This is a genomic window from Streptomyces sp. NPDC004031, assembly GCF_053604375.1.
In genome coordinates this window covers 91,778-116,814 of sequence record NZ_JBSGHL010000008.1, presented here as the reverse complement: position 1 = coordinate 116,814, position 25,037 = coordinate 91,778, and the positions used below count along the sequence as shown (strand labels likewise).

The following is a 25,037-nucleotide window of genomic DNA, read 5'->3' as shown; positions in this document are numbered from 1 at the left end:
CTCGCTTCACGCGTCGTCGTCCTCGGCCGTGGCGTCGTCGTCCGGTTCGCCGTCCGGTTCGTCCCCGAATACGTCGCCGGGTACGTCCGCCGGTACGCCGCCGGCCGCGGGGACGCCGGGTACGGCCTGCTTGCGCAGGCTGTCGGCCAGCCGGTAGAGGCCGCCGAGATCGACGCCGTCGCCCAGCAGCTCCAGCTCGCGCACCGGCAGGCCGAGCGCGGCGATCTCGGCGCGCTGCTCGCGCTCCAGCACCACCCGCTGGGCGTGCTCGTGGGCCTGCTCCAGCAGCGGGTCCACCAGCCGCTCGGCCACCCCGCCGCGCCGCGCGCCGCCCAGGCCCGCCTGCGACAGGGCCTTCGCCACCGCGGTACGCCGCTTGCCCGCGGCCACCGCGCCGCTGTCGGCGGCGGCCTTGGCGATGTCACCGTCGGCCAGCAGTACCGGCCGCACCATGTTGACGATCACCGCGCCGACCGGCAGCCCGGCGGACCGCAGCTCGGCGACACCGTCCATGGTCTCCTGGACCGGCATCTCCTCCAGCAGCGTCACCAGGTGGATCGCGGTCTGCGGGGACTTCAGCACCCGCATCACCGACTGCGCCTGGTTGTATATCGGGCCCATCCGGGCGAGCCCGGCGACCTCGTCGTTGACGTTCAGGAAGCGGGTGATGCGGCCGGTCGGCGGGGCGTCCAGCACCACCGCGTCGTAGACCGGCCAGCCCGCCTTGTCCTTGCGCCGCACCGCCTCGCACACCTTGCCGGTGAGCAGCACGTCCCGGATGCCGGGGGCGACGGTGGTGGCGAAGTCGATCGCGCCGAGCTTGCGCAGGGCCCGGCCCGCGCGGCCCAGTTTGTAGAACATGTCCAGGTAGTCGAGCATCGCCAGCTCGGCGTCGATGGCGAGCGCGTGCACCTCGCCGCCGCCGGACGCCGAGGCGATCCTGCGCTCCTCGTACGGCAGCGCCTCCGTCTCGAAGAGCTGTGCGATGCCCTGCCGCTCCTCGACCTCCACCAGCAGCACCCGGCGGCCCTCCGCCGCGAGGGCGAGCGCCAGCGAGGCGGCGACCGTGGTCTTACCCGTGCCGCCCTTGCCCGTCACGATGTGGAGCCTGACGGCGGATGACTGTTGAGCGCTCACCTGGCGAGCCTAATTCCTTCCCCGCGGCAGGGTGGTGCTGGGAGAGATGCTCGTGGCGGTTTCGCGTGCGACGGTCGTCACGTTTCCGGCCCCGGCTGCGGCCCGCGCCGCGCGGCCCCGGCCCGCCCCGCCGGGCGCCCGGTCCGGCGGCGGGCGAGGCGATAAGGTCGCGCCATGGCGAAGAAGTGGGAATACGCGACCGTGCCGCTGCTCGTGCACGCGACGAAGCAGATCCTCGACACCTGGGGCGAGGACGGCTGGGAGCTGGTCCAGGTCGTGCCCGGCCCCAACAACCCCGAGCAGCTGGTGGCCTACCTCAAGCGGGAGAAGGACGCGTGAGCGGCGCCGTCGCCACCCGGCTCGCGGAGCTGGGCCTGACACTGCCCGAGGTCGTCCCGCCGCTGGCCTCGTACCAGCCGGCCGTACGGTCCGGGGCGTACGTGTACACGTCGGGCCAGCTGCCCATGGTGGACGGCAAGCTGCCGGCCACCGGCAAGGTCGGGGCCGAGGTCACGCCGGAGGAGGCGAAGGAGCTGGCGCGGGTCTGCGCGCTCAACGCGCTCGCGGCGGTCAAGTCCGTCGCCGGCGACCTCGACCGCATCGCGCGTGTCGTCAAGGTCGTGGGCTTTGTCGCGTCCGCTGCCGACTTCACGGGGCAGCCGGCCGTCGTCAACGGGGCGAGCGAGCTTCTCGGGGAGGTCCTTGGGGAGAAGGGCGTGCATGCGCGCAGCGCGGTAGGGGTCGCGGTCCTTCCGCTGGACGCGCCGGTCGAGGTCGAGATCCAGGTCGAGCTCCTCCCCTGAGAACGCGCACCCCGCGCGGCAGCGCACAGCGCACCCTCGTACAAAACGGTCCCGCCACGTAGAGTCCGGCTCATGACGGTGACGAACGGCGCGGCGGGCCAGCCGCCGGGGTGGCCCGAGCGGGTGCGGGCCCTGGCCCGGGGGGAGCTGACCCCCGCGACACCACGCCGCGCGGCCACCGTGCTGCTGCTCAGGGACGACGTGTCCGGCGGGCGCCCCGCCGTGCACCTGCTGCGGCGACGGACGTCGATGGCCTTCGCCGGCGGGATGTACGCCTTCCCCGGCGGCGGGGTGGATCCGCGGGACGAGCGCCCGGTGCGCTGGGCCGGGCCCGGCCTCACGGAGTGGTCCGCGCTGCTCGGGGTGGAGCCGGCCGCGGCCCAGGCGATCGTGTGCGCGGCGGTGCGCGAGACGTTCGAGGAGTCCGGCGTGCTGCTGGCCGGTCCGGCGGACGGCGCGGGTCTGGTCGCGGACACGACCGGGGCCGACTGGGAGGCCGACCGCACCGCCCTGGTCCGTCACGACGTGTCCTTCGCGGAGGTCCTGGACCGCCGCGGCCTGGCCCTGCGCAGCGATCTGCTGCGGCCGTGCGCCCGCTGGGTGACCCCGGAGTTCGAGGAGCGGCGGTACGACACCTGGTTCTTCCTCGCCGCCCTGCCCGCGGGCCAGCGCACCCGGGACGTGTCCGGCGAGGCCGACCGTACGGTGTGGCTCACGGCCCCCGACGCGGTCGCCGCCTTCGACCGGGGTGAGCTGACGATGCTCCCGCCGACGATCACGATGCTGCGCGACCTGCTGCCGTACGGCCACGCGGCGGACGCGCTCGCCGCGACGGAAAAGCGGGACCTCGCCCCGGTCATGGCGACGGCCACCGTGGACGAGGCGGGCACGGTGCTGCTGAGCTGGCCCGACCCCGCGCAGCCCCGTCACGTGCGGCCCGACCCCGTACAGCCCGACCCCGTACGCCCCGACCCCGTACAGCCCGGCCTCATACGCGGACAGGCGGCGGACCGGTGAGCGCGGGGACGGCGCCGGGGGCGCCGCACGCGGCGGTCGGCGGGTGGGCGACGGCCCGCGCGCTGTGCGTGCTCGCCCCGAACCCCTCGCCGATGACGCTGGACGGCACCAACACCTGGATCCTCGCCGAGCCGGATTCCGACCTGGCCGTCGTCGTCGATCCGGGGCCGCTGCACGAGGGGCACCTGGCCGCGGTCGTCGCGGCCGCCGAGCACGCGGGCAAGCGCGTCGCGCTGACGCTGCTCACGCACGGGCATCCGGACCACGCCGAGGGCGCGGCCCGTTTCGCCGAGCTGACCGGTACCGCGGTGCGGGCGCTGGACCCGGCGCTGCGGCTGGGCGGCGAGGGGCTGGCCGAGGGCGACACGGTGACGACCGGCGGCCTGGAGCTGCGGGTCGTCGCGACGCCCGGCCACACCTCGGACTCGCTGTCCTTTCTGCTGCCCGCCGACGCGGCCGTGCTCACCGGCGACACGGTGCTGGGCCGCGGCACGACGATGGTGGCCCACCCCGACGGGCGGCTCGGCGACTACCTGGACTCGCTGCGCCGCCTCCAGGCCCTCACCGTCGCGGGCGAGGCGGACACCGTGCTGCCGGGCCACGGGCCGGTGCTGGGGGACGCGCGCGGCGCGGTCGAGTTCTACCTCGCGCACCGCGCCCACCGGCTCGCCCAGGTCGAGACCGCCGTCGAGGCGGGCCTGCGCACGCCCGCGGACGTCGTCGCCCACGTCTACGCCGACGTCGACCCCGTGCTGTGGCCGGCGGCCGAGCTGTCGGTGCGCGCCCAACTGGACTACCTGCGAGAGCACGGACTGATCGAACAGCCATGAGCACTTTCACCCTGAACGATGTCTTCACCCCGCGCGACCCCGCCTTCGTCGCCGACCCCTACCCCGCCTACCAGGAGCTGCGCGCGGCCGGCCGCGCGCTGTGGTCCGAGCCGACCCGGCAGTGGCTGATCCCGCACCACGACGACGTCAGCGCCCTGCTGCGGGACCGCCGCCTGGGCCGTACGTATCTGCACCGCTACAGCCACGAGGACTTCGGCCGCACCCCGCCGCCGGCCGAGCTGGAGCCCTTCACCGTCCTCAACGACAACGGGCTGCTGGACCTGGAGGCGCCCGCGCACACCCGGATCCGGCGGCTCGTCGCCAAGGCCTTCACCCCGCGCCGGGTGGAGGAGCTGGCACCGGTCGTGCAGCGGCTCGCGGACGAGCTGGTCGGGGCGCTGTACGCGGAGGGCGGCGGCGATCTGCACGCCGCTGTGGCCGAGCCGCTGCCGGTGGCCGTCATCGCGGAGATGCTGGGCATACCGGCCGCCGACCGCCCGCTGCTGCGGCCCTGGTCGGCGGGTATGACGGCGATGTACGAGCTGAACCCTGGCCCGGACGCGGCGCGGGCGGCGGTGACGGCGAGCGAGGAGTTCTCCGCCTATCTGCGCGAGCTGATCGCGGCCCGCCGCACCGACCCCGGCGACGACCTGATCAGCGCGCTCATCGCGGTGCACGACGACGGCGACGTGCTGAGCGAGCAGGAGATGGTCTCCACCTGCGCGCTGCTGCTCAACGCCGGGCACGAGGCCACCGTCAACACCACCGCGCTGGGCTGGCTGCACCTCTTCCGGCACCCGGACCAGCTGCGGCTCATGGCGCAGGCCGCGGCCGCGCCCTCGCCGGACGCGCTCGCGGACGGCGTCGAGGAGGTCCTGCGCTACGACACGCCGCTCCAGCTCTTCGAGCGGTGGGTGCTGGAGGACATCGAGGTCGGCGGCACGGTGATCCCGCGCGGCTCCGAGGTGGCCCTCCTGTTCGGCTCGGCCAACCGCGACCCGGCCCGCTTCGACGACCCCGAGCGCTTCGACGTCACCCGCCCGGCGGCCGGCAACAAGCACGTCAGCTTCGGCGCCGGCATCCACTACTGCCTGGGCGCCCCGCTGGCCCGCCTGGAACTGGCCGCCTCCTTCGGCGCGTTCCTGCGCGACGCCCCCGGGATGAAGCCGGCCGCCGAGCCGGCCTGGCGTCCCAACTACGTCATCCGCGGAATCCGCGAGCTGCTCGTCACCTGGTGAGCCGGTCGGCCCGGCCCCGCGCCGCCGCCCGCCCGCCCGCTCGTTTCCCGGCCGCCTCAGCCCGTGAGGTCGCGGCGCCGCAGCCCCGTCAGGCCCGCCGCGACCGCCGCCGCGGCGGCGAGGAGCAGCCAGGCGTACGGGGCCGCGTCCGGGTGGGCGCCGGGCAGGTCGGGCAGGTGAGTGAACGGCGACAGGTCGCTCACCGCCCGCGGCAGCCGCAGCACCTGCCCGAACTGCCCGAGCAGCACGCACGCGCCCAGCAGCCCCCAGGCGGCGGCCGCCGCGCGCGGCAGCAGCCCGAAGAGCGCCAGGCCCAGGCCCGCGAGGACCCACACCGCGGGGGCCTGGGCGACGGCCGCGCCCGTCAGCCGCGGCAGCTGCCCGCCGACGTCGTGCACGCTCAGCCCGTACGCCAGGCCCGTCGCCGCGCCCGCGGCGGCCAGCAGCGCGACCGGGCCGAGCAGCGCGTGCAGCAGATGGCCCGCCGCCCAGCGGAGCCTGCCCACCGGGTGGGCGAGCAGCGCCTCGGCGCCGCCGCCGGTCTCCTCGGCGCGCAGCCGCAGCAGGCTCTGCACCGCGTAGGCGCCCGCCGCGACGCCGTACACGCCGACGACCGTGGACAGGAAGGCGTCGGTCAGGCCGCTGTGGCCGCCCATGCGGTGCAGGATGTCGTCGACCTGGTGGTTGTCGCCCACGATCTCGCCGACGGAGTCGGTGACCGAGCCGTAGACCGCCCCGGCGACGACCAGGCCCGCGCCCCAGCCGAGCAGGCTGCCGCGCTGGAGCCGCCAGGCGAGGGCGAGCGGCCCGCGCAGCGTCCCGGTGGCGCGGCCGGGCCTGCCGGGCAGCAGGCCCGTCCCGATGTCGCGCCGCTCCACCACGGCGTAGGCGAGGGCGCAGCATCCGGCGGCGAAGGCGGCGGGCAGTGCGAGCACCCACCAGGATTCGCCCGCGTACGGGTGCAGGTGCTCCAGCCAGCCCAGCGGGGAGACCCACACCAGCGGCGAGGAGGCGTCCGGGCGGGCCGCGTCGCCCGCGGCCCGCAGCAGGAAGGCGCCGCCCAGCAGCGCGCCGGACAGGCCGCGGGCGGCCCGCGCGGTCCCGGTGAGCTGGGCGACGACGGCGGCGACGCCCGCGAAGGCGAGGCCCGCGGCGGCCAGTTGCAGGCCCAGCGCGACCGAGCCCGCGAGGCCCTGGCCGAGCACCGTCAGCCCGGCGGCGACGGCCACGGCGACGCCGGTGTTCGCGGCCAGCGCCGCGGACAGGGCGGCGGTCAGCGGCGCGCGCCGGTCGACCATGGTGGAGCCGAGCATCTCCTGGCGCCCGGTCTGCTCCTCCTCGCGGGTGTGCCGGACGACCAGCAGGATGCTCATCAGCGCGGTCAGCGCGGCGCCGATGACACCGAGCCGCCACGCGGTCAGGGCGCCGACGCTGTGGGCGTCGTGGACGGGGCCGTAGAAGGCGCGCAGCGGGCCGCTGGCGTTGGTGCTGCGGGCGAAGTCGGTGCGTTGGGCCTGGTCGGCGTAGAGCGAGCGGTAGGAGGCGCAGCTGCCGGCGACGGTCGCGGCCATGGCGTAGACCCAGCCGGGGATCATGATCCGGTCGCGGCGCAGTGCCAGCCGGGTCAGGGTCGCGGTGCCCGCGGGGGCGAGGGTGCTCACCGGGCGCCGCCGGGGGCGGCGAGCGGGGCGGGTGCGGGCGTCGCGGTGGTGTAGTGCCGCAGGAACAGCTCCTCCAGCGTCGGCGGGCGGCTGGTGAGGGCGCGCACGCCGCAGTCGGCGAGGGTGCGCAGCAGGTCGGCGAGCCGGTCGTTGTCGGTGGTGAGGGTGACGCGGCAGCCGTCGACCGTCGTGTCGTGCACGCCGGGCAGGTCGGCGAGGCCGTCGGGGACGCGGTCCAGTTCGGCCGTCACCGTCGTGCGCGTGAGGTGGCGCAGCTCGCCGAGGGCGCCGCACTCCACGGTGCGGCCCGCGCGGATGATGCTCACCCGGTCGCACAGCGCCTCGACCTCGCCCAGGATGTGGCTGGACAGCAGCACGGTGGCGCCGCGGTCGCGCGCCTCGCGCACGCAGTCGCGGAAGACCTCCTCCATGAGCGGATCCAGGCCCGACGTCGGCTCGTCGAGGACGATCAGCTCGGCGTCGGAGGCGAAGGCGGCGACCAGGGCGACCTTCTGCCGGTTGCCCTTGGAGTAGGCGCCGCCCTTCTTCGTCGGGTCCAGCTCGAAGCGCTCCAGCAGTTCGTTCCTGCGGGCGGCGGTGGCGCCGCCGCCGAGCCTGCCGAAGAGGTCGATGATCTCGCCGCCGCTGAGGTTGCGCCACAGCGTGACGTCCCCCGGCACGTAGGCCAGGCGCCGGTGCAGCGGGACCGCCTCGTGCCACGGGTCGCCGCCCAGCAGGCGGGCGGTGCCGCCGTCGGCCCGGATGAGGCCCAGCAGGACGCGGATGGTGGTGGACTTCCCGGCCCCGTTGGGCCCGAGGAAGCCGTGCACCTCGCCGGTGGCGACGGTGAGGTCGAGCCCGTCGAGTGCGCGGGTGCGGCCGAACGTCTTGACCAGTCCGGCCACGTGAATTGCCCGGTTCATGCTTCGGAATCTACGCTATCTTCAGAAATTTGTGAAGTTCACGAAAGGGTTAAACTTTCGGAGCAGAGCCCGGAGCGGGAGGCGGACGGTGCAGCAGGAACCAGTACGGACTTTTGACGGCCCGCAGGGCGCCGCGGGCGACGCGGCCGCGCCCGTGGTCCCGCAAGAGGAGGCGGCGGCGGACGGCGAGGGGCTGGACCCGGAGGCGGCGGCCTTCGTGGAGCGGTTCGCCGGGCAGCTCGCCGACGCCGGGATGCCGCGCATGCCCGCCCGGATCTTCGCCGCCCTGCTGGCCTCGCCGGACGGCGCGCTCAGCTCGGCCGAGCTGTCCGACCGGCTGCTGGTCAGCCCGGCGGCCGTGTCCGGCGCGGTGCGCTACCTCGCGCAGACCGGGCTGATCGGCCGCGAGCGGCACCCCGGCTCACGGCGCGAGCTGTACCGGCTGCACAGCGACCAGTGGTTCGAGACCTTCACCAGCCGCGAGCAGATGCTCGGCCGCTGGGAGGCCACGCTGCGCTCGGGCGTGCACAGCCTCGGCGAGGACAGCCCGGCCGGGCGGCGGCTCGCCGAGACCGCCGACTTCTTCGTCTTCCTCCAGCGTGAGCTGGTCGCCCTGCTCGACCGCTGGCACGAGCAGCAGGGGCGGCGCGAGGAGGCCTGACGCCCCCGCGGCTCAGTGCCGCGGCACCGTCAGCCGCCAGGCCGCGGGCTCGACCGTCCAGGTGCGGGTGCGGACGGGGCCGGTCACGGCGGAGTCGGCCCGGTAGCGGAAGTCGCGGCCCGAGACGGTGACGGTGCGGGCCCGCGCCCGTACCGGCCCCGCGCCCTCCGGGCGGCGTACGCACACCTCGGCGAGACCGGCCGGCGCCGGGCGGACGGACACCTCCTGCACCGGCTGGTCCAGATCGGCCAGCAGCACCCCGTCGGCCTCCACGCGCAGCCGCTGCCGCGGCGGGTGGTGGCCGCCCGCGGGTATCGGCGCGGTCAGGGTGCGCACGAGCTGGCGGGCGGTCTTCTCGACGGGCGTCCACCAGTGCGCGGTGGTCTGCGGGAGCGGCGCCCCGCACGGGATGCTGAGGGCGCCCAGGACGATGCCGCCGCTCTCGTCGACCAGCAGGTCGAGCTCGCGGTGGGAGCCGTCCAGCACCGCGCGGGCCGCGGCCGGGACGTCGCCGGGCACGCCGAGGCCGCGGGCGAGCGCCGAGCGCTGGCCGATCGGCACCAGGGCGAGCGGCGCCTCGTGCAGGGTGCGGTCGCGGTGCAGGGCCCGTACGGTACGCAGCAGGGCCAGGTCGTCACCGAGCAGGACGGGGCGGCGCCGCCCGCGGTGGGCGAGGGCGCGTTCGGCCTCCTCGTCGGACTCCGGGAAGACGATCTTCACCGACGCGGCTCCCGCGAAAAGAACATCTCTCGCAATTCGGACGGACTCGCCATCGGCCGCCCGCGCTGCCGGATCGACGACCAGCAGCAGGTCCGACCTCCGGACGGAGTCCGGCGGGGGATGCCCAGGAGGGTGAGCCGACACCTTGGTCCTTCCTCAGGTAAAATCTCGGTGCAAGAGCCCCTTGCGCCTTTGCGTCAGGGGCTTCGTCTATTCCGGGGCAGGTTTCGACGGCTCTGCACGTTGGACATGCCCCGCCCGGAAGGGGTGTACGCCTGTGCCCGCACTTGTGCTGCTCGGTGCTCAGTGGGGTGACGAGGGCAAGGGGAAGGCCACCGACCTGCTCGGCGGCTCCGTCGACTACGTAGTCCGCTACCAGGGCGGCAACAACGCCGGACACACCGTCGTTGTCGGCGACCAGAAATACGCACTCCACCTCCTCCCCTCCGGGATCCTCTCGCCCAGTTGCACTCCGGTGATCGGCAACGGGGTGGTCGTCGACCCGGCCGTGCTGCTCTCCGAGCTGAGCGGGCTGGGCGAGCGCGGTGTCGACACCTCCAAACTGCTGATCAGCGGTAACGCCCATCTGATCACGCCCTATCACCAGACCATCGACAAGGTGACGGAGCGCTTCCTGGGCAAGCGCAAGATCGGCACCACCGGGCGCGGCATCGGCCCGGCGTACGCGGACAAGATCAACCGCGTCGGCATCCGCGTGCAGGACCTGTTCGACGAATCGATCCTCCAGCAGAAGGTCGACGCGGCGCTCCAGGACAAGAACCAGATCCTGGTGAAGATCTTCAACCGGCGCGCGATCAGCACCGAGCAGGTCGTCGAGGAGTACCTCGGCTACGCCGAACTGCTCAAGGACTACGTCGCGGACACCGCGCTGATCCTCAACCAGGCGCTGGACGAGGGCAAGGTCGTGCTCATGGAGGGCGGCCAGGGCACACTCCTGGACGTCGACCACGGCACCTACCCCTTCGTCACCTCGTCCAACCCGACGTCCGGCGGCGCCTGCACCGGCAGCGGTGTGGGCCCGACGAAGATCACCCGGGTCATCGGCATCCTCAAGGCCTACACAACGCGCGTGGGCTCGGGGCCGTTCCCCACCGAGCTGTTCGACGAGGACGGCGAGCGGCTGCGCACGGTGGGCCACGAGTTCGGCGTCACCACCGGACGCAACCGGCGCTGCGGCTGGTTCGACGCGGTGATCGCCCGCTACGCCACCCGCGTCAACGGCCTGACCGACTTCTTCCTGACCAAGCTCGACATCCTCACCGGCTGGGAGCAGATCCCGGTCTGCGTCGCCTACGAGATCGACGGCCGCCGCGTCGAGGAACTGCCCTACAGCCAGACCGACTTCCACCACGCCAAGCCGGTCTACGAGTACCTGCCGGGCTGGTCGGAGGACATCACCAAGGCGAAGACCTTCGCCGACCTGCCGAAGAACGCGCAGAGCTACGTCAAGGCGCTGGAGGAGATGTCCGGGGCGCCGATCTCCGCGATCGGCGTCGGCCCCGGCCGGACCGAGACGATCGAGATCAACTCGTTCCTGTGAGCCGCGTCTGACGGCCCTTCCGGTAAGCCCCGCGCACCAGGTGCGCGGGGCTTACCGCTGCCCGGCTACGCGTCCGGCTGCTTCTTGTAGACCGGCGGGTGCTTCTCGCCCGCCACACCGAGCCGCTTGAGGTGCGTGGCGTCCTCCAGCACGAGGGTCGTCGCGCTGCCCGGGGAGCAGGAGGCGGCGGGCTTGCCGGAGACCACCGACGACGGGCTCAGCCGGACCGGCGAGCCCGCGTCCGTCACCGTCATCAGCCACTGGCACTGGTAGAGGGTGTGGACGCCGTCCGTGCGGTCGCCGTTGAGGGTCACCGTGCCGTCCGGGCCGATGACCAGCGTGCGCGAGTCCGTCACGCCCGCCGCCGTGCCGTAGGACGTCTGCCAGGTGCCGACGAGGTCCGCGGGCGGCTCGACACGGACGGTGCCGTCCCCGCCGTCCGTCGCGGCGGGCGACGGGTCCTGCGACGCGCTCGGCGTGCCACCGGACACCGACGTCACGACGGGCGCCGCCGACGAGGTCCCGGCGGTCGGCGCGCCGGTCGCGGGCGGCGCACCCTGCGCGCCGTGCCCCTTCCCCTGGACCAGGACGTACGCGGTGGCGCCGCCCGCCGCGACCGCGAGCAGCGCCAGGGCGGCCACCAGCGCGCCGCGCCGCCCACGCCGCGGCTGCGGCGGGGGAGCAGGGGCCTGCACGGCGGTCGGGGCCACGGGAGCGGGCGGTGCGACTGTCTCCGGCGCGGGCGGCGGGGTGCGCTCCGGGGGCGGGGCCTGCGCACCCGTCCGGCCCGCCGCCGTGGCCGCCGCCCCGGGCTCCGCCCCCGACTCGGCCTCGGCCTCCAGCTCCAGCTCCAGCAGTTGGACGGCGTGCCGCCCGAGCTGCGCCACGATCGCGCCCGGCAGCCACGGCTCGGCCCTCCCCGCGTCGGGCTCCTGCGCCGCCGCCCCGCCCCGCGCGCCGTCGATCAGCTCCAGGACCCGGGTGAGGGAGGGGCGGTCCGCCGGGTCCTTGGTCAGGCACGCGGCGACCAGGGCGCGCAGGCCCTCCGGCACCGCGGTCAGGTCCGGCGGCTCCTGCACGATGCGGAACATCTGGGCGTGCACCCCGCTGCTCGCCGCCCCGAAGGGCTGCAGCCCGGTCGCCGCGTAGGCCAGCACGGAGCCGAGGCAGAAGACGTCGCAGGCCGGGGTGACACGGTCGCCGCGCACCTGCTCGGGCGACATGAAGGCGGGGGAGCCGACCATGGCGCCGGTGTGGGTGATCGAGCCGCTGCCGTCGGCGACCGTCTCCAGGGCGCGGGCGATGCCGAAGTCGATGACCCGGGGGCCGTCGATCGTGATCATCACATTGGACGGCTTGAGGTCGCGGTGCACCAGACCCGCGGTGTGGATGTCGGTCAGCGCGTGCGCGAGCCCCGCGGCGAGCACCGCGACCGAGCGCTCCGGCAGCGGCCCGTAGTCCTTGATCACCTGGTGCAGCGAGGGCCCCGGCACATAACCGGTGGCCACCCAGGGGATCTCCGCCTCGGTGTCCGCGTCCAGCACCGGCGCGGTCCATGTCCCGCCGACCCGCAGCGCCGCGCGCACCTCGCGGCGGAAACGGCCGCGGAATTCCTCCTGCGCCGCCAGTTCGGGGCGCACCAGCTTCACCGCGACCGTGCGGCCGCGCTCCGAACGCGCGAGGAAGACCCGGCCCATGCCGCCGGTGCCCAGCCTGCCGAGCAGCCGGTAGGCCCCGATCCGCTGCGGATCGTCCGCTCTGAGCTGGTCGACCATGCGTGTTCCCCCGTCTCCGCCCCGACGTGACGTGCGCGCGCCACCCCCCTGCCAGAGCGAAGAATATGCGTACGAAACTTCGTACGGAGGTGCGGAGGCCGCGCGCGGCACCGCCGGGCCTCGCCTAAGGTGTCCCCCTGCGGGACCGCGCGCCGCAGCGACCGCGGCCCGCGGGCAGGACGCGTCCGGCGAGCGCGAACAGGCACGGCGAGCGCGGACAAGCACGGCGAGTACGGCGAGCACGGCGAGTGAGGAGGCGGGGATGCCGGAGACCGGCGGCCCGGCCGCGGCGGTACGGCGCAGCAGCCTGCGCCAGCAGATCGCCGACGCCCTGCGCGACGAGGTGCTCACCGGCCGCCTCCAGGCAGGCCGGCACTTCACCGTCAAGGAGATCGCCGAGCTGTACGGGGTGTCCGCGACCCCGGTGCGCGAGGCGCTCGTCGACCTGGCCGCGCAGGGCCTGCTCGACGTCGAGCAGCACCGCGGCTTCCAGGTACGGCAGTTCAGCGCCGCCGACTTCCGCTCCCTCACCGAGGCCCGCGCCTTCGTCGTCGAGGCCTTCTTTCGCGAGCTGGCCGGCCGGGAACGCGGCATGGGCGAGGTCCCCGCCGACGTCCTGGCCTCCGTCCGCCGCCGCGCCGAGGCCGCCGCGCACGCCGCCCAGGCCGGCAGCCTCGACGTCCTCGCGGGCTGCGACCTGCGTTTCTGGCGCGAGCTGTCCGCGATCCGCGGAAACCCGCACATCTGCGACTTCCTCGACCGCATCCGCACCCAGACGTGGATCTACGCCGTCCCCCACCTGCGCGCCCTCGCCGACCCCGCGGGCGTCTGCTGGGCCGGGCACGTCGCCCTCGTCGACGCCGTCGCCCAGGGCGACACCGCCGCCGTCCACGCCCTCACCGCGGAGTCCAACGCGCACACCCGCGCCCTGCTCGAAAAGCTGGCGCCCGCACGCTCCTGACGCGACCGGCACGGGCGACTTACGCTGTACGCCCCCGACCGGATGGAGTTCGTACGTGGCCTGCGACCTGTGGCTGGTGCCGCTGGTGGACGTCCTCTGCCACAGCCCGGAAAACCCCTTCTCCGAGGAACTCGCCCGCTACGACAAGGCACTCGGCGACGCCGGACAGCCGCCCGTGCCCGTCTACGCGTACATGCCCGGACTGTCCGGAGACGTCGCCCCCATCGCCTGCTTCGACTACGACGCGCTGCACTTCCTGCGCCGCGCCTACCTGCTGAGCCTGCAAGGGCTCGAAGTGTCGCCCGTCGACGAACTCGGCGGGGACTACGAGCAGTTGCTGGAGATGTTCGAGAGCACCGCGCAGGCCTCCCACCTGGTGTGGCACTACGACCACGCGGGCGCCTACGTGCCGCTGGACTTCCCGCACCCGGTCGTCAACGACGAACTGCTGGAGAGCGGCGGCCCGCTGGGCTCCAGCCACGGGCTGCTGCGCGAGCTGGAGTTCGTCGCGCCCGCGATCGGCATCGACCCCGCCAACCCGCCGCAGGCCCCCGCGCCGCCCGAGCGCCACACCACGCTGGAGGAACCCGCCCTCACCGGCGCGGAACCGCCCGCCGGGCCCTTCGCACGCGAGCACCACGTCTGGCTCGGCCTGCACGCGGCGGCGACCCGCTCGCTCGGCCAGGGCTCCATGATCGTCTTCAGCTGAGCGCACCCCCGTGACCGGCCCGGCGGACCGCCGGGCCGGTCACGGCCGCGGATTCTCCGGCGGACGCTGACGCGGCATGGTCGGCCGGGCACTGGGATGCGGCACGCGCGGCGGCGGCGGAGGCTCGGTACGGGCCGGGGTCCACGCGGGCGACTGCGTCCGCAGCGGCGTCCCCGCCGACCCCGGGCCGAAGTCCACCATCCAGTCCGCCGTCTCCATACGGACCAGGTCCGCCACGTCGTCGCAGAAGCGCCGCAGGATCGCCAGACAGCGCTCAGCCGCCTCCCCCGCGGTGCCCTCCGCCGGGCCCAGCACCTCCCGCACGCTCTCCGACGCCCAGTCGAAGCGCAACTGCTCCAGCCGCCGTTCCACGCCCTGCGCGGTGCCCACGTCCCGCATCCAGCCCGCCGTCAGCCCCAGCACACGGTCCGCGGCCACGCACACCGTCGCCAGCAGCAGCGCCAGATACCCCCACGCCACCGGCGACCCGCCCGCCCCCGCCAGCTCCGCGAGCGGCAGCGCCGCACCCACCGCGGCGAACGCCGCCGCCCCGCAGCGCAGCAGACGCGCCCCGCGGCGCTTCCACACCCGGTCCCGCAGATACCAGTCCGCGGTGCGCAGCGCCCCGCACTCCGCCCACCGGTACAGCTCGTCCAGGCGCTGCGCGGGCTCCCCCCAGTCCCCGCGCGGGAAGGGCAGCGCCCGCAGGTCCTCGCGGCGCACCCGGCCACCGCCCGGCGGCCCGTACGCCGGGCCCTCCACCGCGTCGCGCGGCTCCTCCGGCCGCTCGTCGTACGGCTCGCGCCGCTCGTCGTACGGCCCCTCGTACCGCTCGTCGTACGGGTCGTGCCGGGGGTGCAGCGCCCGCCGTTCAGGCTCCTCCCGAGGGGACTCCTCGGGATGCATGTCCTGCTGCCCCACCGCACGCTCCCTCGCACCGCTCCGTGACCTGAAGTGACGAAGCTCTCTTCTTAGCGCCGAACGCCGGGGCCCGGCGGGGACGATCCCGGGTTTCCGCCCCCGCGGGCTGCGTGAGCAGGTGTGGGACCCGGACGGCGGTCGCCCGAAAGAGTGAGGTCGGCGGTGCCGGTGCGGGCCACTACCCTGGTGCGCGTGAAGGTCCTTGTCATCGGCGGCGGAGCCCGCGAACACGCCCTGTGCCGTTCCCTGTCCCTCGACCCCGACGTCACGTCCCTGCACTGCGCCCCGGGCAACGCGGGCATCGCGGACGTGGCCGAGCTGCACCCGGTCGACATCCTCGACGGCGCCGCCGTCGCCGCGCTCGCCGCCGACCTCGGCGCCGACTTCGTCATCGTCGGCCCGGAGGCCCCGCTCGTCGCCGGAGTCGCCGACGCGGTCCGCGCCCGCGGCATCGACTGCTTCGGCCCCTCCGGGGAAGCCGCCCGGCTCGAAGGGTCCAAGGCCTTCGCCAAGGACGTCATGGCCGCGGCCGGTGTGCCCACCGCGCGCTCCTACGTCTGCGCCACCGCCGACGAGATCGACCGCGCGCTCGACGCCTTCGGCGCGCCCTACGTCGTCAAGGACGACGGGCTCGCCGCGGGCAAGGGCGTCGTCGTCACCGACGACGCCGCCGCGGCCCGCGAGCATGCGCTCGCCTGCGTCGCCGCGCCCTCCGGCCGGGTCGTCATCGAGGAATACCTCGACGGACCCGAGGTCTCGCTCTTCGCCGTCACCGACGGCCACACCGTCGTCCCCCTCCAGCCCGCCCAGGACTTCAAACGCGCCCTCGACGGCGACGAAGGCCCCAACACCGGCGGCATGGGCGCGTACTCGCCGCTCCCGTGGGCCGACCCCAAACTCGTCGACGAGGTCGAGCGGACCGTCCTGCAGCCCACCGTCGACGAGATGCGCCGCCGCGGCACGCCCTTCGCGGGCCTCCTCTACGCCGGGCTCGCCATCACCTCCCGCGGCGTCCGCGTCATCGAGTTCAACGCGCGCTTCGGCGACCCCGAGACCCAGGTCGTCCTCGCGCGGCTGCGCAGCCCCCTCGCCGGGCTGCTGCGCGCCGCCGCGACCGGGCAGCTCGCCGCGTACCCCGCGCTGCGGTGGAGCGACGACGCGGCCGTCACCGTCGTGATCGCCTCCCACAACTACCCCGGCACGCCCCGCGTCGGCGACCCCATCACCGGGCTCGCCGAGGCGGAGTCCGACGCCGCGTACGTCCTGCACGCGGGGACGCGGTTCGACGCGGAGGGGGGTGTGGTCAGTGCGGGCGGTCGCGTTCTGTCGGTGACCGCGACCGGGACGGATCTGGGCGCCGCGCGCGCCTCGGCTTATGCGGCGGTCGCCGCGGTGCGGCTCGACGGGGCGCACCACCGCTCCGACATCGCGGAGTCCGCGGCTGCGGGGTGAGGTGGGGGGCGCTCCGGGGTGCCTCTCGCGGTTCGCCGCGCGACCTTCTGCCGGTGGTGGGTTGCTCGCGCAGTTCCTCGCGCCCCTGTCGCGGCGGCGCCGTTGCTGGGGCGGGGGCCGCCACGGGGCACCTCCTCGGAATGCGCCTTCACCCCCCTACGTAGAGGCTGAGCCCCTCCCAGCGCATTCCTGCGGGGGCACCCCGCACCGTCCCCCTCCACGCCGGTTCAGCGGCTGCCCGCCGGTGGGGGTGGATGTTTCGGGGACTGCGGTTCGCCGCCGACGGTGAATGTGCCCCGCAGGGGGGCGGAAAGCCGACGTCCATGCCGCACGGGTGGTGCGGGTGGGAAACACCCCGCGCCGTCAGGCGCGGGTACCACCGTGGCGGGAAAGCCGCCGACGTATCCCCAGGGCGCCCCAGGCGGTGGGGCAGCCCGGGGGAAGCCACTCCAAGGAGTGATGGGTCGGCCGTATGGCTGACCCGCTCGGGAGGGGCGAACTAGGGTGCCGGAGGCGCACCGCAGGACATTGCGGCAAACAGCCGTACGGCCATTGCGATGTCGGTGGGCGGTGCGACAGTGGGGGGAGGCCGTCACCGGGGCGGTCGCCGACGCGCAGGGGGTGAGCCGCCCGATGGCCGGAGAAGCAGGCGAGGCATTCGCGCGGGCCCGCGCCCTCGCGGTCCTGCGGGTGCGCGGCGCCGCGCTCACCGCGGCCCTGCTGCCCGCGGCCGCCGCCGTGCTGCTGCACGCCGCCGCCGCGACCGGCCGTCTTTCCGGTGCCGGGTGGGAGGGGGTCCGCTGGGGCGTGACGGGCGTGGCGCTCGTCGTGCTGGCGGTGTCCGCGGCTGTGGCCGCGGTGATCGTGCGGGCCCGGCCCGCGGTGAGCCCGGCGGTGCCCGTGTCGGAGACCGCCGCCCCTGACCTGCACCGGATGGTCGCCGACCTGGCGGAGACGCTTCAGGTGCCGGCCCCGTCGGGCATAGAGCTGACGCCGGACTGCGACAGCTGGCTGGAGGATCGCAGGCCGGTTTCGGGCGCGGTGGAGCGGCGGCCCGCTCCTGTGCTGGTGATCGGTTCGCCGTTCTTGTGGTGGATGCGGGTCGCGGAGTTGCGCGCGCTGCTCGCGCCGGTGGTCGCGGGTACGGGTGCGGCGGCCGATCCGGAGATATTCGCCGCCCGCCGCTTCGTCCGCGGGCTGGACGCCGCCGTGGCGGTCGCCGGGCAGGGCCGGCGCGAGCGGTCGGTGCTGCTGCGGCCCGCGTACGGGGTGCTGGGCTGGTCGGCGCTGCTGCTGCTGCGCGGGTGCCGTGCGCATGTCGCGGAGATGGAGCGCGGGGTGGCCGCGGGGGCGTCCGAGCGGGCGCAGGCGGTGGACTACGGGCTGCGGATCGTCGCGCAGGAGCAGGTCGGGCTCGCGTACGCGGGCTGGGACCGGTTGCTGACCCGGGTCGCGCTGCCCGCGTGGCGGATGGGCCGCTGGCCCTCCCGGCTGGACGCCGGGGTGGTCGCCGCCCTCACCGAGCTGTCCCGCCGGGACCGGCTGGCCGACGGTTTCGAGAGCAGGCTCGGCGAGCGGCCCGCGTGCGATCTGCTGGAGGAGCCCGGTGTGGTGGACGAGGCGGTGTCGCTGCTCGCGGCCCGGCTCTTCCACGGCGGCGCCCGGTGTGCCGGGCCCGACTGGGCGCCGGTGAGCTGGGCCCGCTATCCCGACGAGGTCGTCGACCGCATCTGGCGCATGGAGGCCGCGCGGCTGATACGCGTGCTGGACGAGGTGCGGCCGGGGCGGCGGACGGCCCCGGCGGGCGCCGCCTCCGAGTACGGGCCCTCGGCCCGCGGCCGCGGGGTGCTGCTTGACTCCGAGCCCGGCAGCGCGACGCTGGCCCGCGTCATCGACCGGCTCGCCGCCGGGGGCAGCGAGGAGCTGGCCGCGCGCATCGGGGCACTCGTCGCCGCGGACGAGACGGCGGGGTCCGTCCCGGCGTCCGGGGACACGCCCGTGTACGAGCTGCTGCCGCCGCGGACGGGGCGCGAGCTGCTGACCGAGCATGTCACGGCGATCGTGTGCTGTGCCGCGGTGGACACGGCGGGTGCGGGTGCGGGGCTCGACTGGCTCGACGGCCCGGCCCTGGTGGTCGACGGTGCCCGTCGCGGCGACCTCGGATGGCCCGTCCTCCGCCTCGTCGAGAACGGCGACGCCGCCCCCCTTCGGGCCTGGCTCTCCGCGCTCGGCGTCCGCCCGGAGGAATCCCTCCGCCTCACCTAGGCTCTCGTCCGCCGACGCCGAGCCAGCCGCGTTCGAGCAGGTCGAAGGCGCGGACGACGGCCGCGCGCGGGTCGTCGTGGCCGCGGGCGGCGCGCGGGGCCTCCAGGGCGAAGTGGGCCAGCGCGGTGCAGGCGGGATCGTCCGCGGGCAGGCCGCAGTCCTCGGCGACAGCCGCGGCCAGGGCCGCCGTGTGGCGCAGCCACATGGCCTGGACGTAGTCGCGCAGGGCCGGGGTGTTGTCGACCAGGTCGAAGAAGGCGGTGAAGCGGGCGTCGCTGCCGGCTGCCGCCATGCGGTAGTGCAGCGCGTGCTCGCACAGGGCCGCGGGGACCGACTGTCCGGCGGGGCGGTCGCGTACGGCGGCGAGCAGGCGGGCCTCCTGCTCCTCGTCCTCGTCGAAGACCAGGGCTTCCTTGACCGGGAAGTGCTTGAACAGCGTGGTGGTGGACACGTCGGCGGCGTCCGCGATCTCGCGGATACCCACGTCGTCGTAGCCGCGCTCCAGGAACAGGCGCAGTGCCGCGTCCGCGATGGCCTGGCGGGTGGCGGCCTTCTTGCGCTCGCGGCGGCCCGGGGGCGTCGTCGCTGTGCCGGTCTCGGGGCTGCTCATGGGGTCGATCATACCGTTCGGTTGCCCGACTGCAAAAGTGCAACAGTTGCACTTGTTGTGTCGGTGTGCTTTTCTGGTGAGGCGGGTCGAGGCACCGCCCGACCGCCCCCACCTCCCGAATCCCGACCCCCGAAAGGGGTGATCCGCCATGTCCGCGACCGCGTCCCCCGCCCCCGCGCAGCCCGGCACCGTGCCGAGGAACGTGCGCTGGGTACTGCTCGGCGTCATGCTCGCGATGTTGCTCTCGATGCTCGACAACATGGTCGTCAGCACCGCGATGCCGACGATCGTCGGCGATCTGGGCGGCCTGGAGCACATCTCCTGGGTCGTCACCGGCTACACGCTCGTCACCGCCGTCACCACCCCGATCTGGGGCAAGCTCGGTGACCTGTTCGGGCGCAAGCCCCTGTACCTGGCGTCCATCGCCGTGTTCGTCGTCGGATCGGCGCTGTGCGGCGCGGCCGGATCCATGACCGAGCTGATCGCCTTCCGGGTCGTGCAGGGCATCGGCGCCGGGGGCATCGGCGCGGGCGCCTTCGCGCTGATCGGCGCCCTCGTGCCGCCGCGCGAGCGCGGCAGGTACCAGGGCATGACCGCCTCCGTCATGGCGATCGGCACGGTCGGCGGCCCGCTGCTCGGCGGCTTCGTCACCGGCCACTTCGACTGGCGCTGGGCCTTCTACCTCAACCTGCCGCTCGGCCTGGTGGCCCTGGGATGGCTGTGGCGGACCCTGCACGTTCCCGCCCGGCGCATCGAGGCGCGGATGGACTGGGCGGGCATCGCCCTGCTGACCGGTGCCATCACCGCGATCGTGCTGGCCGCCACCTGGGCGGGCACGACCTACGCGTGGGGGTCCTGGCAGGTCGTCGGCCTCGGTGTGGCCGCCGTGCTCGGACTCGTCGCGTTCGTCGCCGTGGAGAAGCGGGCCGGTGAGCCGCTGCTGCCGCTGAGCGTGTTCACCAACCACCGCAACTACCCGCTGGCGATGGTGATGATCCTCGTCGCCGGTGTCGTCATGTTCGGTGCGGGCCTGTACCTGCCGCTGTTCCAGCAGACCGTGCAGGGCGCGTCCGCCACCGACTCCGGGCTGCTGATGCTGCCCATGATGATCCCCGTGGTGATCGTCTCCACCGTCGCGGGCAAGATCATGTCCGCGACCGGCAGGTACAAGGTCTTCCCCGTCCTCGGGGCCGTGTTCCTCACCGCGGGCCTGGGGCTGCTGGCCACCATGGACACCGGTACGTCCTCGTGGCTGACCTGCGCCTACATGGTCCTCGTCGGGATCGGCCTCGGCTTCACCCTGCAGATGGCGGGCACCATCGCGCAGAACAGCGTGCCGCTGCGCGACATGGGCGCCGCCATGAGTTCGGTCAACCTCTTCCGCACGCTCGGCGGATCCCTCGGTGTCGCCGTCTTCGGCTCGCTGTTCACCCGCGCCGTCCGGCCCGCGGTGCCCGCGGGTGCCGGGGCCGACCCCGCCGCCCTGCGGCACCTGCCGGCCGGAGCGCACGACGCCTACCTGGACGCGGTCACCACCGGCACCGGCCACATCTTCGCGACCGCCGCGATCCTGTGCGCGCTCGCTTTCGTCGCGGCCCTCCTCGTCGTCGAGGTCCCGCTGAAGAAGGCCGGTCCGCGGCCCGCCGCCGACCAGGGCAAGACCCCGGCCGTCACGGCCGGTTGACCCCCGCCGCACCCCGCGCCCCGGAGCGCACCCGCCCGCCCGGCGCAGCGGAAAGCCCACCCCCCAGGGCGAAATTCAGCACGAAACGTAACCACAACACCGCATCCTGTGATGTGCTGGTCAGAGCACACCGCACCATTGCCCCGGTCTCCGCCCGGGACGGGGACCGCGGGGAGTACGCGAGGGACGGGGCGTCCGGCGGAGGAGGAGAGGGCGACCGGCGGGGACGGAGGCTGGGCTGTGGGGGCGGATCGGATCAGACGGTGGGAGTCCGGGGCGCTGGCGCACGGGGTGTCGGACCCGTTCGGGCAGGGGCCGTTGCCGTGGCTGCGCGGGGAGTCGGAGTACGCGGACCGCGAGGAGGGCGGCGAGCCGGCCGTGCCGTGGTACGTCGATCTCGCCGCGAGCAGCGGTGAGGCGCCGAGGCGGCCGCATCTGCCGGGGCCGCGGATGGCGGACGACGTACGGCGGCAGATCAAGGGGTTCGCGTCGGCGGGGGGTGTCGCGCCGGGCGGTGCGCTCGACTTCCGGATCACGGTGGATCCGCCGCAGGAGTTCACCGTGGACGTGTACCGGATCGGGCACTACGGCGGTGACGGCGCGGCGCTGGTGAGCGCGAGCCCGCGGTTGTCGGGGATCGTGCAGCCGGCGCCGCTCGCGGCGGGCCGTACGGTGTCGTGCCACCACTGGTGGCAGTCGTGGCGGCTCCAGGTGCCGCCGAACTGGCGGACGGGCGCGTATGTCGCGGTGCTGACGACGGCCGACGGCTACCGCAGCCATGTGCCGTTCACGGTGCGCGATCCCGCGGCCTCCGCGGATCTGCTGCTGCTGCTCCCGGACGTGACGTGGCAGGCGTACAACCTGTATCCGGAGGACGGCCGGACGGGCGCGAGCCTGTATCACGCGTGGGACGGCGAGGGCCGGCTGCTGGGCGAGGCGGACGCGGCCGGGACGGTGTCGTTCGACCGCCCGTACGCGGGCGCGGGCCTGCCGCTGCACATCGGGCACGCCTACGACTTCGTGCGGTTCGCGGAGCGGCACGGCTACGACCTGGCGTACGCGGACGCCCGCGACCTGCACGCGGGGCGGGTGGATCCGGCGCTCTACCGGGGGCTGGTCTTCCCCGGGCACGACGAGTACTGGTCGGCGCCGATGCGGCGGGCGGTGGAGCGGGCCCGGGACCTGGGCACCTCGCTGGTCTTCCTGTCGGCGAACACCATGTACTGGCAGGTGGAGCTGTCCGCGTCGGCGTCGGGGGAGCCGGACCGGCTGCTGAGCTGCCGCAAGCACCGCGGGGAGGGGCGCGGCGGCAAGGTGAGCCTGTGGCGGGAGCTGGGGGAGCCGGAGCAGCTGGTGATGGGCGTGCAGTACGCGGGCCGGGTGCCGCAGCCGTCGCCGCTGGTGGTGCGGAACGCCTCGCACTGGCTGTGGGAGGCGACGGGCGCGGGGGAGGGCGACGAGATCGAGGACCTGGTGGCGGGTGAGGCGGACCGCTACTTCCCGCGGGTCCCGCTGCCGGAGTCGACCGAGCGCATCCTGCTCGCGCACTCCCCGTACGAGGCGGCGGACGGGCGGCGGCGGCACCAGGAGACGTCGCTGTACCGGGCGCCGAGCGGGGCGTACGTCTTCGCGTCGGGCACCTTCGCGTGGTCGCCGGCGCTGGACCGGCCGGGGCACGTGGACGCGCGGGTCCAGCGGGCGACGGCCAATCTGCTGGACCGTATCTGCAAACGGGACTGACCCCGGGCGGTGAGCCCCCGCGCGCCGCATCCCCTCCTGTACGCGAGAATCGGGGGCTGAACCACCTATTTGGGGAGGACGACCCATGCCCGGATTCGTCGACAAGCCGGAGCCCGCGCAGGTACCCGGACTGGTCCATCTGCACACCGGCAAGGTGCGTGAGCTGTACCGGGACGCCGACGGGAATCTGGTGATGGTCGCCAGCGACCGTATCTCGGCCTACGACTGGGTGCTGCCCACCGACATCCCGGACAAGGGGCGGGTGCTGACCCAGCTGTCCCTGTGGTGGTTCGAGCAGCTCGCGGACCTGGTGCCCAACCATGTCCTGTCCACCGACCTGCCCGCGGGCGCGCCCGCGGAGTGGGAGGGGCGCACGATGGTGTGCCGCGCGCTGGACATGGTGCCGGTCGAGGCGGTGGCCCGCGGGTATCTGACAGGCTCGGGCCTGCTGGAGTACGCCGAGCACCGCACGGTGTGCGGACTGGCCCTGCCCGAGGGCCTGGTGGACGGTTCGGAGCTGCCCGCGCCGATCTTCACCCCCGCGACGAAGGCCGCGGTCGGCGAGCACGACGAGAACGTGTCGTACGAGGAGGTCGCCCGTCAGGTCGGCGCGGAGACGGCGGCCCGGCTGCGGCAGACCACCCTCGCCGTCTACGGCCGTGCGCGCGACATCGCCAGGGAGCGCGGGCTGATCCTGGCCGACACGAAGTTCGAGTTCGGCTACGTGCCGGGCGCGGACCCGCACGACCTGGTCATCGGCGACGAGGTGCTGACCCCGGACTCCTCCCGCTACTGGCCGGCCGACCAGTGGGAGCCGGGCCACGCGCAGCCGTCCTTCGACAAGCAGTTCATCCGCGACTGGCTGACCTCGCCCGCGTCCGGCTGGGACCGCACCGGCCACACCCCGCCCCCGCAGCTGCCGGCCGAGATCGTCGAGCAGTCCCGGGCCCGTTACATCGAGGCCTACGAGTGGCTCACCGGGACCCCCTGGACGTGACCCCGCGCCACGGCGTGCGAAAGGCCCCGGTCGTGACGACCGGGGCCTTCGCTTCACTGGAGCGGACGACGAGATTCGAACTCGCGACCCTCACCTTGGCAAGGTGATGCTCTACCAACTGAGCCACGTCCGCAGGTGGTGCCGTTACTCTACCCGATCGGCTCAGCGGACCGGAAACGCCTTTCCGGCCGCGGCGCGGGACGCCGGGCGACGGACGCCGGACCCCGGGCGACGGGCCCCGGGTGCGCCGAAGGCCCCGGTCGTGATGACCGGGGCCTTCGCCTGACTGGAGCGGACGACGAGATTCGAACTCGCGACCCTCACCTTGGCAAGGTGATGCTCTACCAACTGAGCCACGTCCGCAGGTCGTGCAGAACACTCTACCCGATGGCCCGGTCGCTCCGGCCGGGAGGCCGGTGACCAGGACGCCTCGGGGAGGCGATCCGAGCGGGCGACAGGAATTGCACACTGCCCCTCCCCCCTGGAAGGGGGGCGCTCTGCTACTGAGCTACACCCGCATGATGTCCGCTGACCTGGGCTTTTCGGCCCCCGCCCTCGGCGTGATCCCCACACTAGCGGAAGGGTGGGGGTGGATGTCCAATCAGCGTTGCCCGGCCGCGTCGTTGCCGCAGACCGGGCTCCGCCTGCCCGGTGGGCCCTCAGCCCGCCTTGCTGAAGGCCTCGTAGACCTTCTTCGGGATGCGCCCGCGCGCCGGCACCTCGAAACCGTTCGACTGCGCCCAGGCCCGGACGGTGGCCGGGGTGGGCGCGATCGGCGTGCGCTTGTAGGCGCGGCCGGAGAGCGTACGGCGGCGGCCGGCCTCCACGTAGGGGGCGAGGTCGCTGCGCAGTTTGTCGGCGTTCGCCGCCGAAAGGTCGATCTCGTACCACTGCCCGTCGACGCCGAATGCGATCGTTTCCGCGGCCTCGCCTCCGTCGAGATCGTCGGCGAGGGTGACCAGTACGCGTTGCGCCATAGGAATCGGTCCTTTCGTGCGTCGTCGGCGTACGGCAACGAGGCCGCGCCGCTGGGGCCTTGGGCGGTCCGCCCGGCGGCGGGCCGCCGACCGGCCCTGCCGGTGCGGGCACACCGACGCGCAGGGTGTCGACAAATGTGCATTCAGGGCGGTGCTGTGCGGTGTCACAGAATGTGCGGTGCTGGGACGGCAGATGTTACTGATAATTCCCGGCCCTGTGTCATCCCAAGCCTGTTCGTCATCGGGGACCCTATGATTTTCCGCCGCGTTTCCCCAGGCATTTCGGCAGCCGATACATAAACGTGATGCATGATCAGCGGCTCATCCGAAGGCGGCGGAGTCCGGACTCTCATATCTACTCGCGTAGAATTTCTCACCGGGTACGCTGGGGGACA

General features: G+C 74.2%; 22 protein-coding genes and 3 tRNA genes. 14 read left to right on the top strand and 11 right to left on the bottom strand.

Annotated features, from left to right (window positions below):
- Positions 1 to 6: 6 nt before the first annotated feature.
- On the bottom strand, positions 7 to 1,137 hold the full coding sequence (locus ACWERV_RS07295; protein ID WP_452929873.1) for an ArsA-related P-loop ATPase: 1,131 nt from the start codon (positions 1,135 to 1,137) through the stop codon (positions 7 to 9).
- Between the two features lie 174 nt (positions 1,138 to 1,311).
- On the opposite strand from ACWERV_RS07295, the gene ACWERV_RS07290 reads away from it, so the two are divergent.
- From ACWERV_RS07290 to ACWERV_RS07270, 5 genes are all read left to right on the top strand, one after another.
- Complete coding sequence (locus tag ACWERV_RS07290) at positions 1,312 to 1,476, top strand: DUF4177 domain-containing protein (protein ID WP_086020382.1); 165 nt, start codon at positions 1,312 to 1,314, stop codon at positions 1,474 to 1,476.
- On the top strand, positions 1,473 to 1,940 hold the full coding sequence (locus tag ACWERV_RS07285) for a RidA family protein (protein WP_452929870.1): 468 nt from the start codon (positions 1,473 to 1,475) through the stop codon (positions 1,938 to 1,940). Before ACWERV_RS07290 ends, ACWERV_RS07285 begins: the two co-directional genes overlap by 4 nt.
- Positions 1,941 to 2,012: 72 nt before the next feature.
- On the top strand, positions 2,013 to 2,957 hold the full coding sequence (locus ACWERV_RS07280; protein WP_452929866.1) for an NUDIX hydrolase: 945 nt from the start codon (positions 2,013 to 2,015) through the stop codon (positions 2,955 to 2,957).
- Complete coding sequence (locus ACWERV_RS07275) at positions 2,954 to 3,787, top strand: MBL fold metallo-hydrolase (protein WP_452929863.1); 834 nt, start codon at positions 2,954 to 2,956, stop codon at positions 3,785 to 3,787. Before ACWERV_RS07280 ends, ACWERV_RS07275 begins: the two co-directional genes overlap by 4 nt.
- Positions 3,784 to 5,025, top strand: a complete 1,242-nt coding sequence (locus ACWERV_RS07270) for a cytochrome P450 (protein WP_452929860.1) — start codon at positions 3,784 to 3,786, stop codon at positions 5,023 to 5,025. Before ACWERV_RS07275 ends, ACWERV_RS07270 begins: the two co-directional genes overlap by 4 nt.
- Before the next feature lie 56 nt (positions 5,026 to 5,081).
- Here ACWERV_RS07270 and ACWERV_RS07265 read toward each other — a convergent pair whose 3' ends face one another.
- Positions 5,082 to 6,620, bottom strand: a complete 1,539-nt coding sequence (locus ACWERV_RS07265) for an ABC transporter permease (RefSeq protein WP_452930035.1) — start codon at positions 6,618 to 6,620, stop codon at positions 5,082 to 5,084.
- 62 nt (positions 6,621 to 6,682) lie between these two features.
- A complete protein-coding gene (locus ACWERV_RS07260) occupies positions 6,683 to 7,609 on the bottom strand; it encodes an ATP-binding cassette domain-containing protein (RefSeq protein ID WP_452929857.1) in 927 nt (308 codons plus the stop codon).
- A 154-nt stretch (positions 7,610 to 7,763) separates the two neighbouring features.
- Here ACWERV_RS07260 and ACWERV_RS07255 point away from each other — a divergent pair, with 154 nt between their 5' ends.
- A complete protein-coding gene (locus ACWERV_RS07255) occupies positions 7,764 to 8,270 on the top strand; it encodes a GbsR/MarR family transcriptional regulator (RefSeq protein WP_452930033.1) in 507 nt (168 codons plus the stop codon).
- Positions 8,271 to 8,282: 12 nt separating this feature from the next.
- Here ACWERV_RS07255 and ACWERV_RS07250 read toward each other — a convergent pair whose 3' ends face one another.
- Positions 8,283 to 9,074 carry a diacylglycerol kinase family protein gene (locus tag ACWERV_RS07250; protein WP_398176094.1) on the bottom strand — a complete coding sequence of 264 codons (792 nt, stop codon included), beginning with the start codon at positions 9,072 to 9,074 and terminating at the stop codon, positions 8,283 to 8,285.
- A 193-nt stretch (positions 9,075 to 9,267) separates the two neighbouring features.
- On the opposite strand from ACWERV_RS07250, the gene ACWERV_RS07245 reads away from it, so the two are divergent.
- Complete coding sequence (locus ACWERV_RS07245) at positions 9,268 to 10,551, top strand: adenylosuccinate synthase (protein WP_398175858.1); 1,284 nt, start codon at positions 9,268 to 9,270, stop codon at positions 10,549 to 10,551.
- A 65-nt stretch (positions 10,552 to 10,616) separates the two neighbouring features.
- On the opposite strand, the gene ACWERV_RS07240 is transcribed toward ACWERV_RS07245, so the two are convergent.
- Positions 10,617 to 12,326: a serine/threonine-protein kinase gene (locus ACWERV_RS07240; RefSeq protein WP_452929854.1), complete on the bottom strand. Its 1,710-nt coding sequence runs from the start codon at positions 12,324 to 12,326 to the stop codon at positions 10,617 to 10,619.
- A 262-nt stretch (positions 12,327 to 12,588) separates the two neighbouring features.
- Here ACWERV_RS07240 and ACWERV_RS07235 point away from each other — a divergent pair, with 262 nt between their 5' ends.
- Together ACWERV_RS07235 and ACWERV_RS07230 are read left to right on the top strand one after the other, a co-directional pair.
- Positions 12,589 to 13,287, top strand: a complete 699-nt coding sequence (locus ACWERV_RS07235; protein WP_398175862.1) for a GntR family transcriptional regulator — start codon at positions 12,589 to 12,591, stop codon at positions 13,285 to 13,287.
- Between the two features lie 55 nt (positions 13,288 to 13,342).
- Entirely contained in the window at positions 13,343 to 13,996 is a 654-nt protein-coding gene (locus ACWERV_RS07230) for a hypothetical protein (RefSeq protein ID WP_398175864.1), read from the top strand.
- 39 nt (positions 13,997 to 14,035) lie between these two features.
- Here ACWERV_RS07230 and ACWERV_RS07225 read toward each other — a convergent pair whose 3' ends face one another.
- Positions 14,036 to 14,917 (bottom strand): SLATT domain-containing protein, encoded by an 882-nt coding sequence (locus ACWERV_RS07225; protein WP_452929850.1) that lies wholly within the window; start codon positions 14,915 to 14,917, stop codon positions 14,036 to 14,038.
- 192 nt (positions 14,918 to 15,109) lie between these two features.
- Between ACWERV_RS07225 and purD the strand changes: the two genes are divergently transcribed.
- Together purD and ACWERV_RS07215 are read left to right on the top strand one after the other, a co-directional pair.
- Positions 15,110 to 16,369: a phosphoribosylamine--glycine ligase gene (purD, locus tag ACWERV_RS07220; protein ID WP_452929847.1), complete on the top strand. Its 1,260-nt coding sequence runs from the start codon at positions 15,110 to 15,112 to the stop codon at positions 16,367 to 16,369.
- Between the two features lie 633 nt (positions 16,370 to 17,002).
- Entirely contained in the window at positions 17,003 to 18,634 is a 1,632-nt protein-coding gene (locus ACWERV_RS07215; RefSeq protein WP_452930030.1) for a hypothetical protein, read from the top strand.
- Here ACWERV_RS07215 and ACWERV_RS07210 read toward each other — a convergent pair.
- Entirely contained in the window at positions 18,627 to 19,244 is a 618-nt protein-coding gene (locus tag ACWERV_RS07210; RefSeq protein ID WP_452929844.1) for a TetR/AcrR family transcriptional regulator, read from the bottom strand. The two genes, ACWERV_RS07215 and ACWERV_RS07210, sit on opposite strands and share 8 nt — an antisense overlap.
- A 148-nt stretch (positions 19,245 to 19,392) precedes the next feature.
- Between ACWERV_RS07210 and ACWERV_RS07205 the strand changes: the two genes are divergently transcribed.
- From ACWERV_RS07205 to ACWERV_RS07195, 3 genes are all read left to right on the top strand, one after another.
- Positions 19,393 to 20,928 carry an MDR family MFS transporter gene (locus tag ACWERV_RS07205; protein ID WP_452929841.1) on the top strand — a complete coding sequence of 512 codons (1,536 nt, stop codon included), beginning with the start codon at positions 19,393 to 19,395 and terminating at the stop codon, positions 20,926 to 20,928.
- A gap of 240 nt (positions 20,929 to 21,168) precedes the next feature.
- Positions 21,169 to 22,668: a N,N-dimethylformamidase beta subunit family domain-containing protein gene (locus ACWERV_RS07200; RefSeq protein WP_398175872.1), complete on the top strand. Its 1,500-nt coding sequence runs from the start codon at positions 21,169 to 21,171 to the stop codon at positions 22,666 to 22,668.
- 85 nt (positions 22,669 to 22,753) lie between these two features.
- A complete protein-coding gene (locus ACWERV_RS07195; protein WP_398175874.1) occupies positions 22,754 to 23,665 on the top strand; it encodes a phosphoribosylaminoimidazolesuccinocarboxamide synthase in 912 nt (303 codons plus the stop codon).
- A 57-nt stretch (positions 23,666 to 23,722) separates the two neighbouring features.
- Here the strand turns inward: ACWERV_RS07195 and ACWERV_RS07190 are convergent.
- The 4 genes from ACWERV_RS07190 to ACWERV_RS07175 form a co-directional block, all read right to left on the bottom strand.
- Positions 23,723 to 23,798 (bottom strand) — tRNA-Gly (locus tag ACWERV_RS07190).
- Positions 23,799 to 23,952: 154 nt separating this feature from the next.
- A tRNA-Gly gene (locus ACWERV_RS07185) sits at positions 23,953 to 24,028 on the bottom strand.
- An 83-nt stretch (positions 24,029 to 24,111) separates the two neighbouring features.
- A tRNA-Gly gene (locus tag ACWERV_RS07180) sits at positions 24,112 to 24,183 on the bottom strand.
- Positions 24,184 to 24,324: 141 nt separating this feature from the next.
- A complete protein-coding gene (locus ACWERV_RS07175; RefSeq protein WP_398175876.1) occupies positions 24,325 to 24,642 on the bottom strand; it encodes a histone-like nucleoid-structuring protein Lsr2 in 318 nt (105 codons plus the stop codon).
- Positions 24,643 to 25,037: the final 395 nt, after the last annotated feature.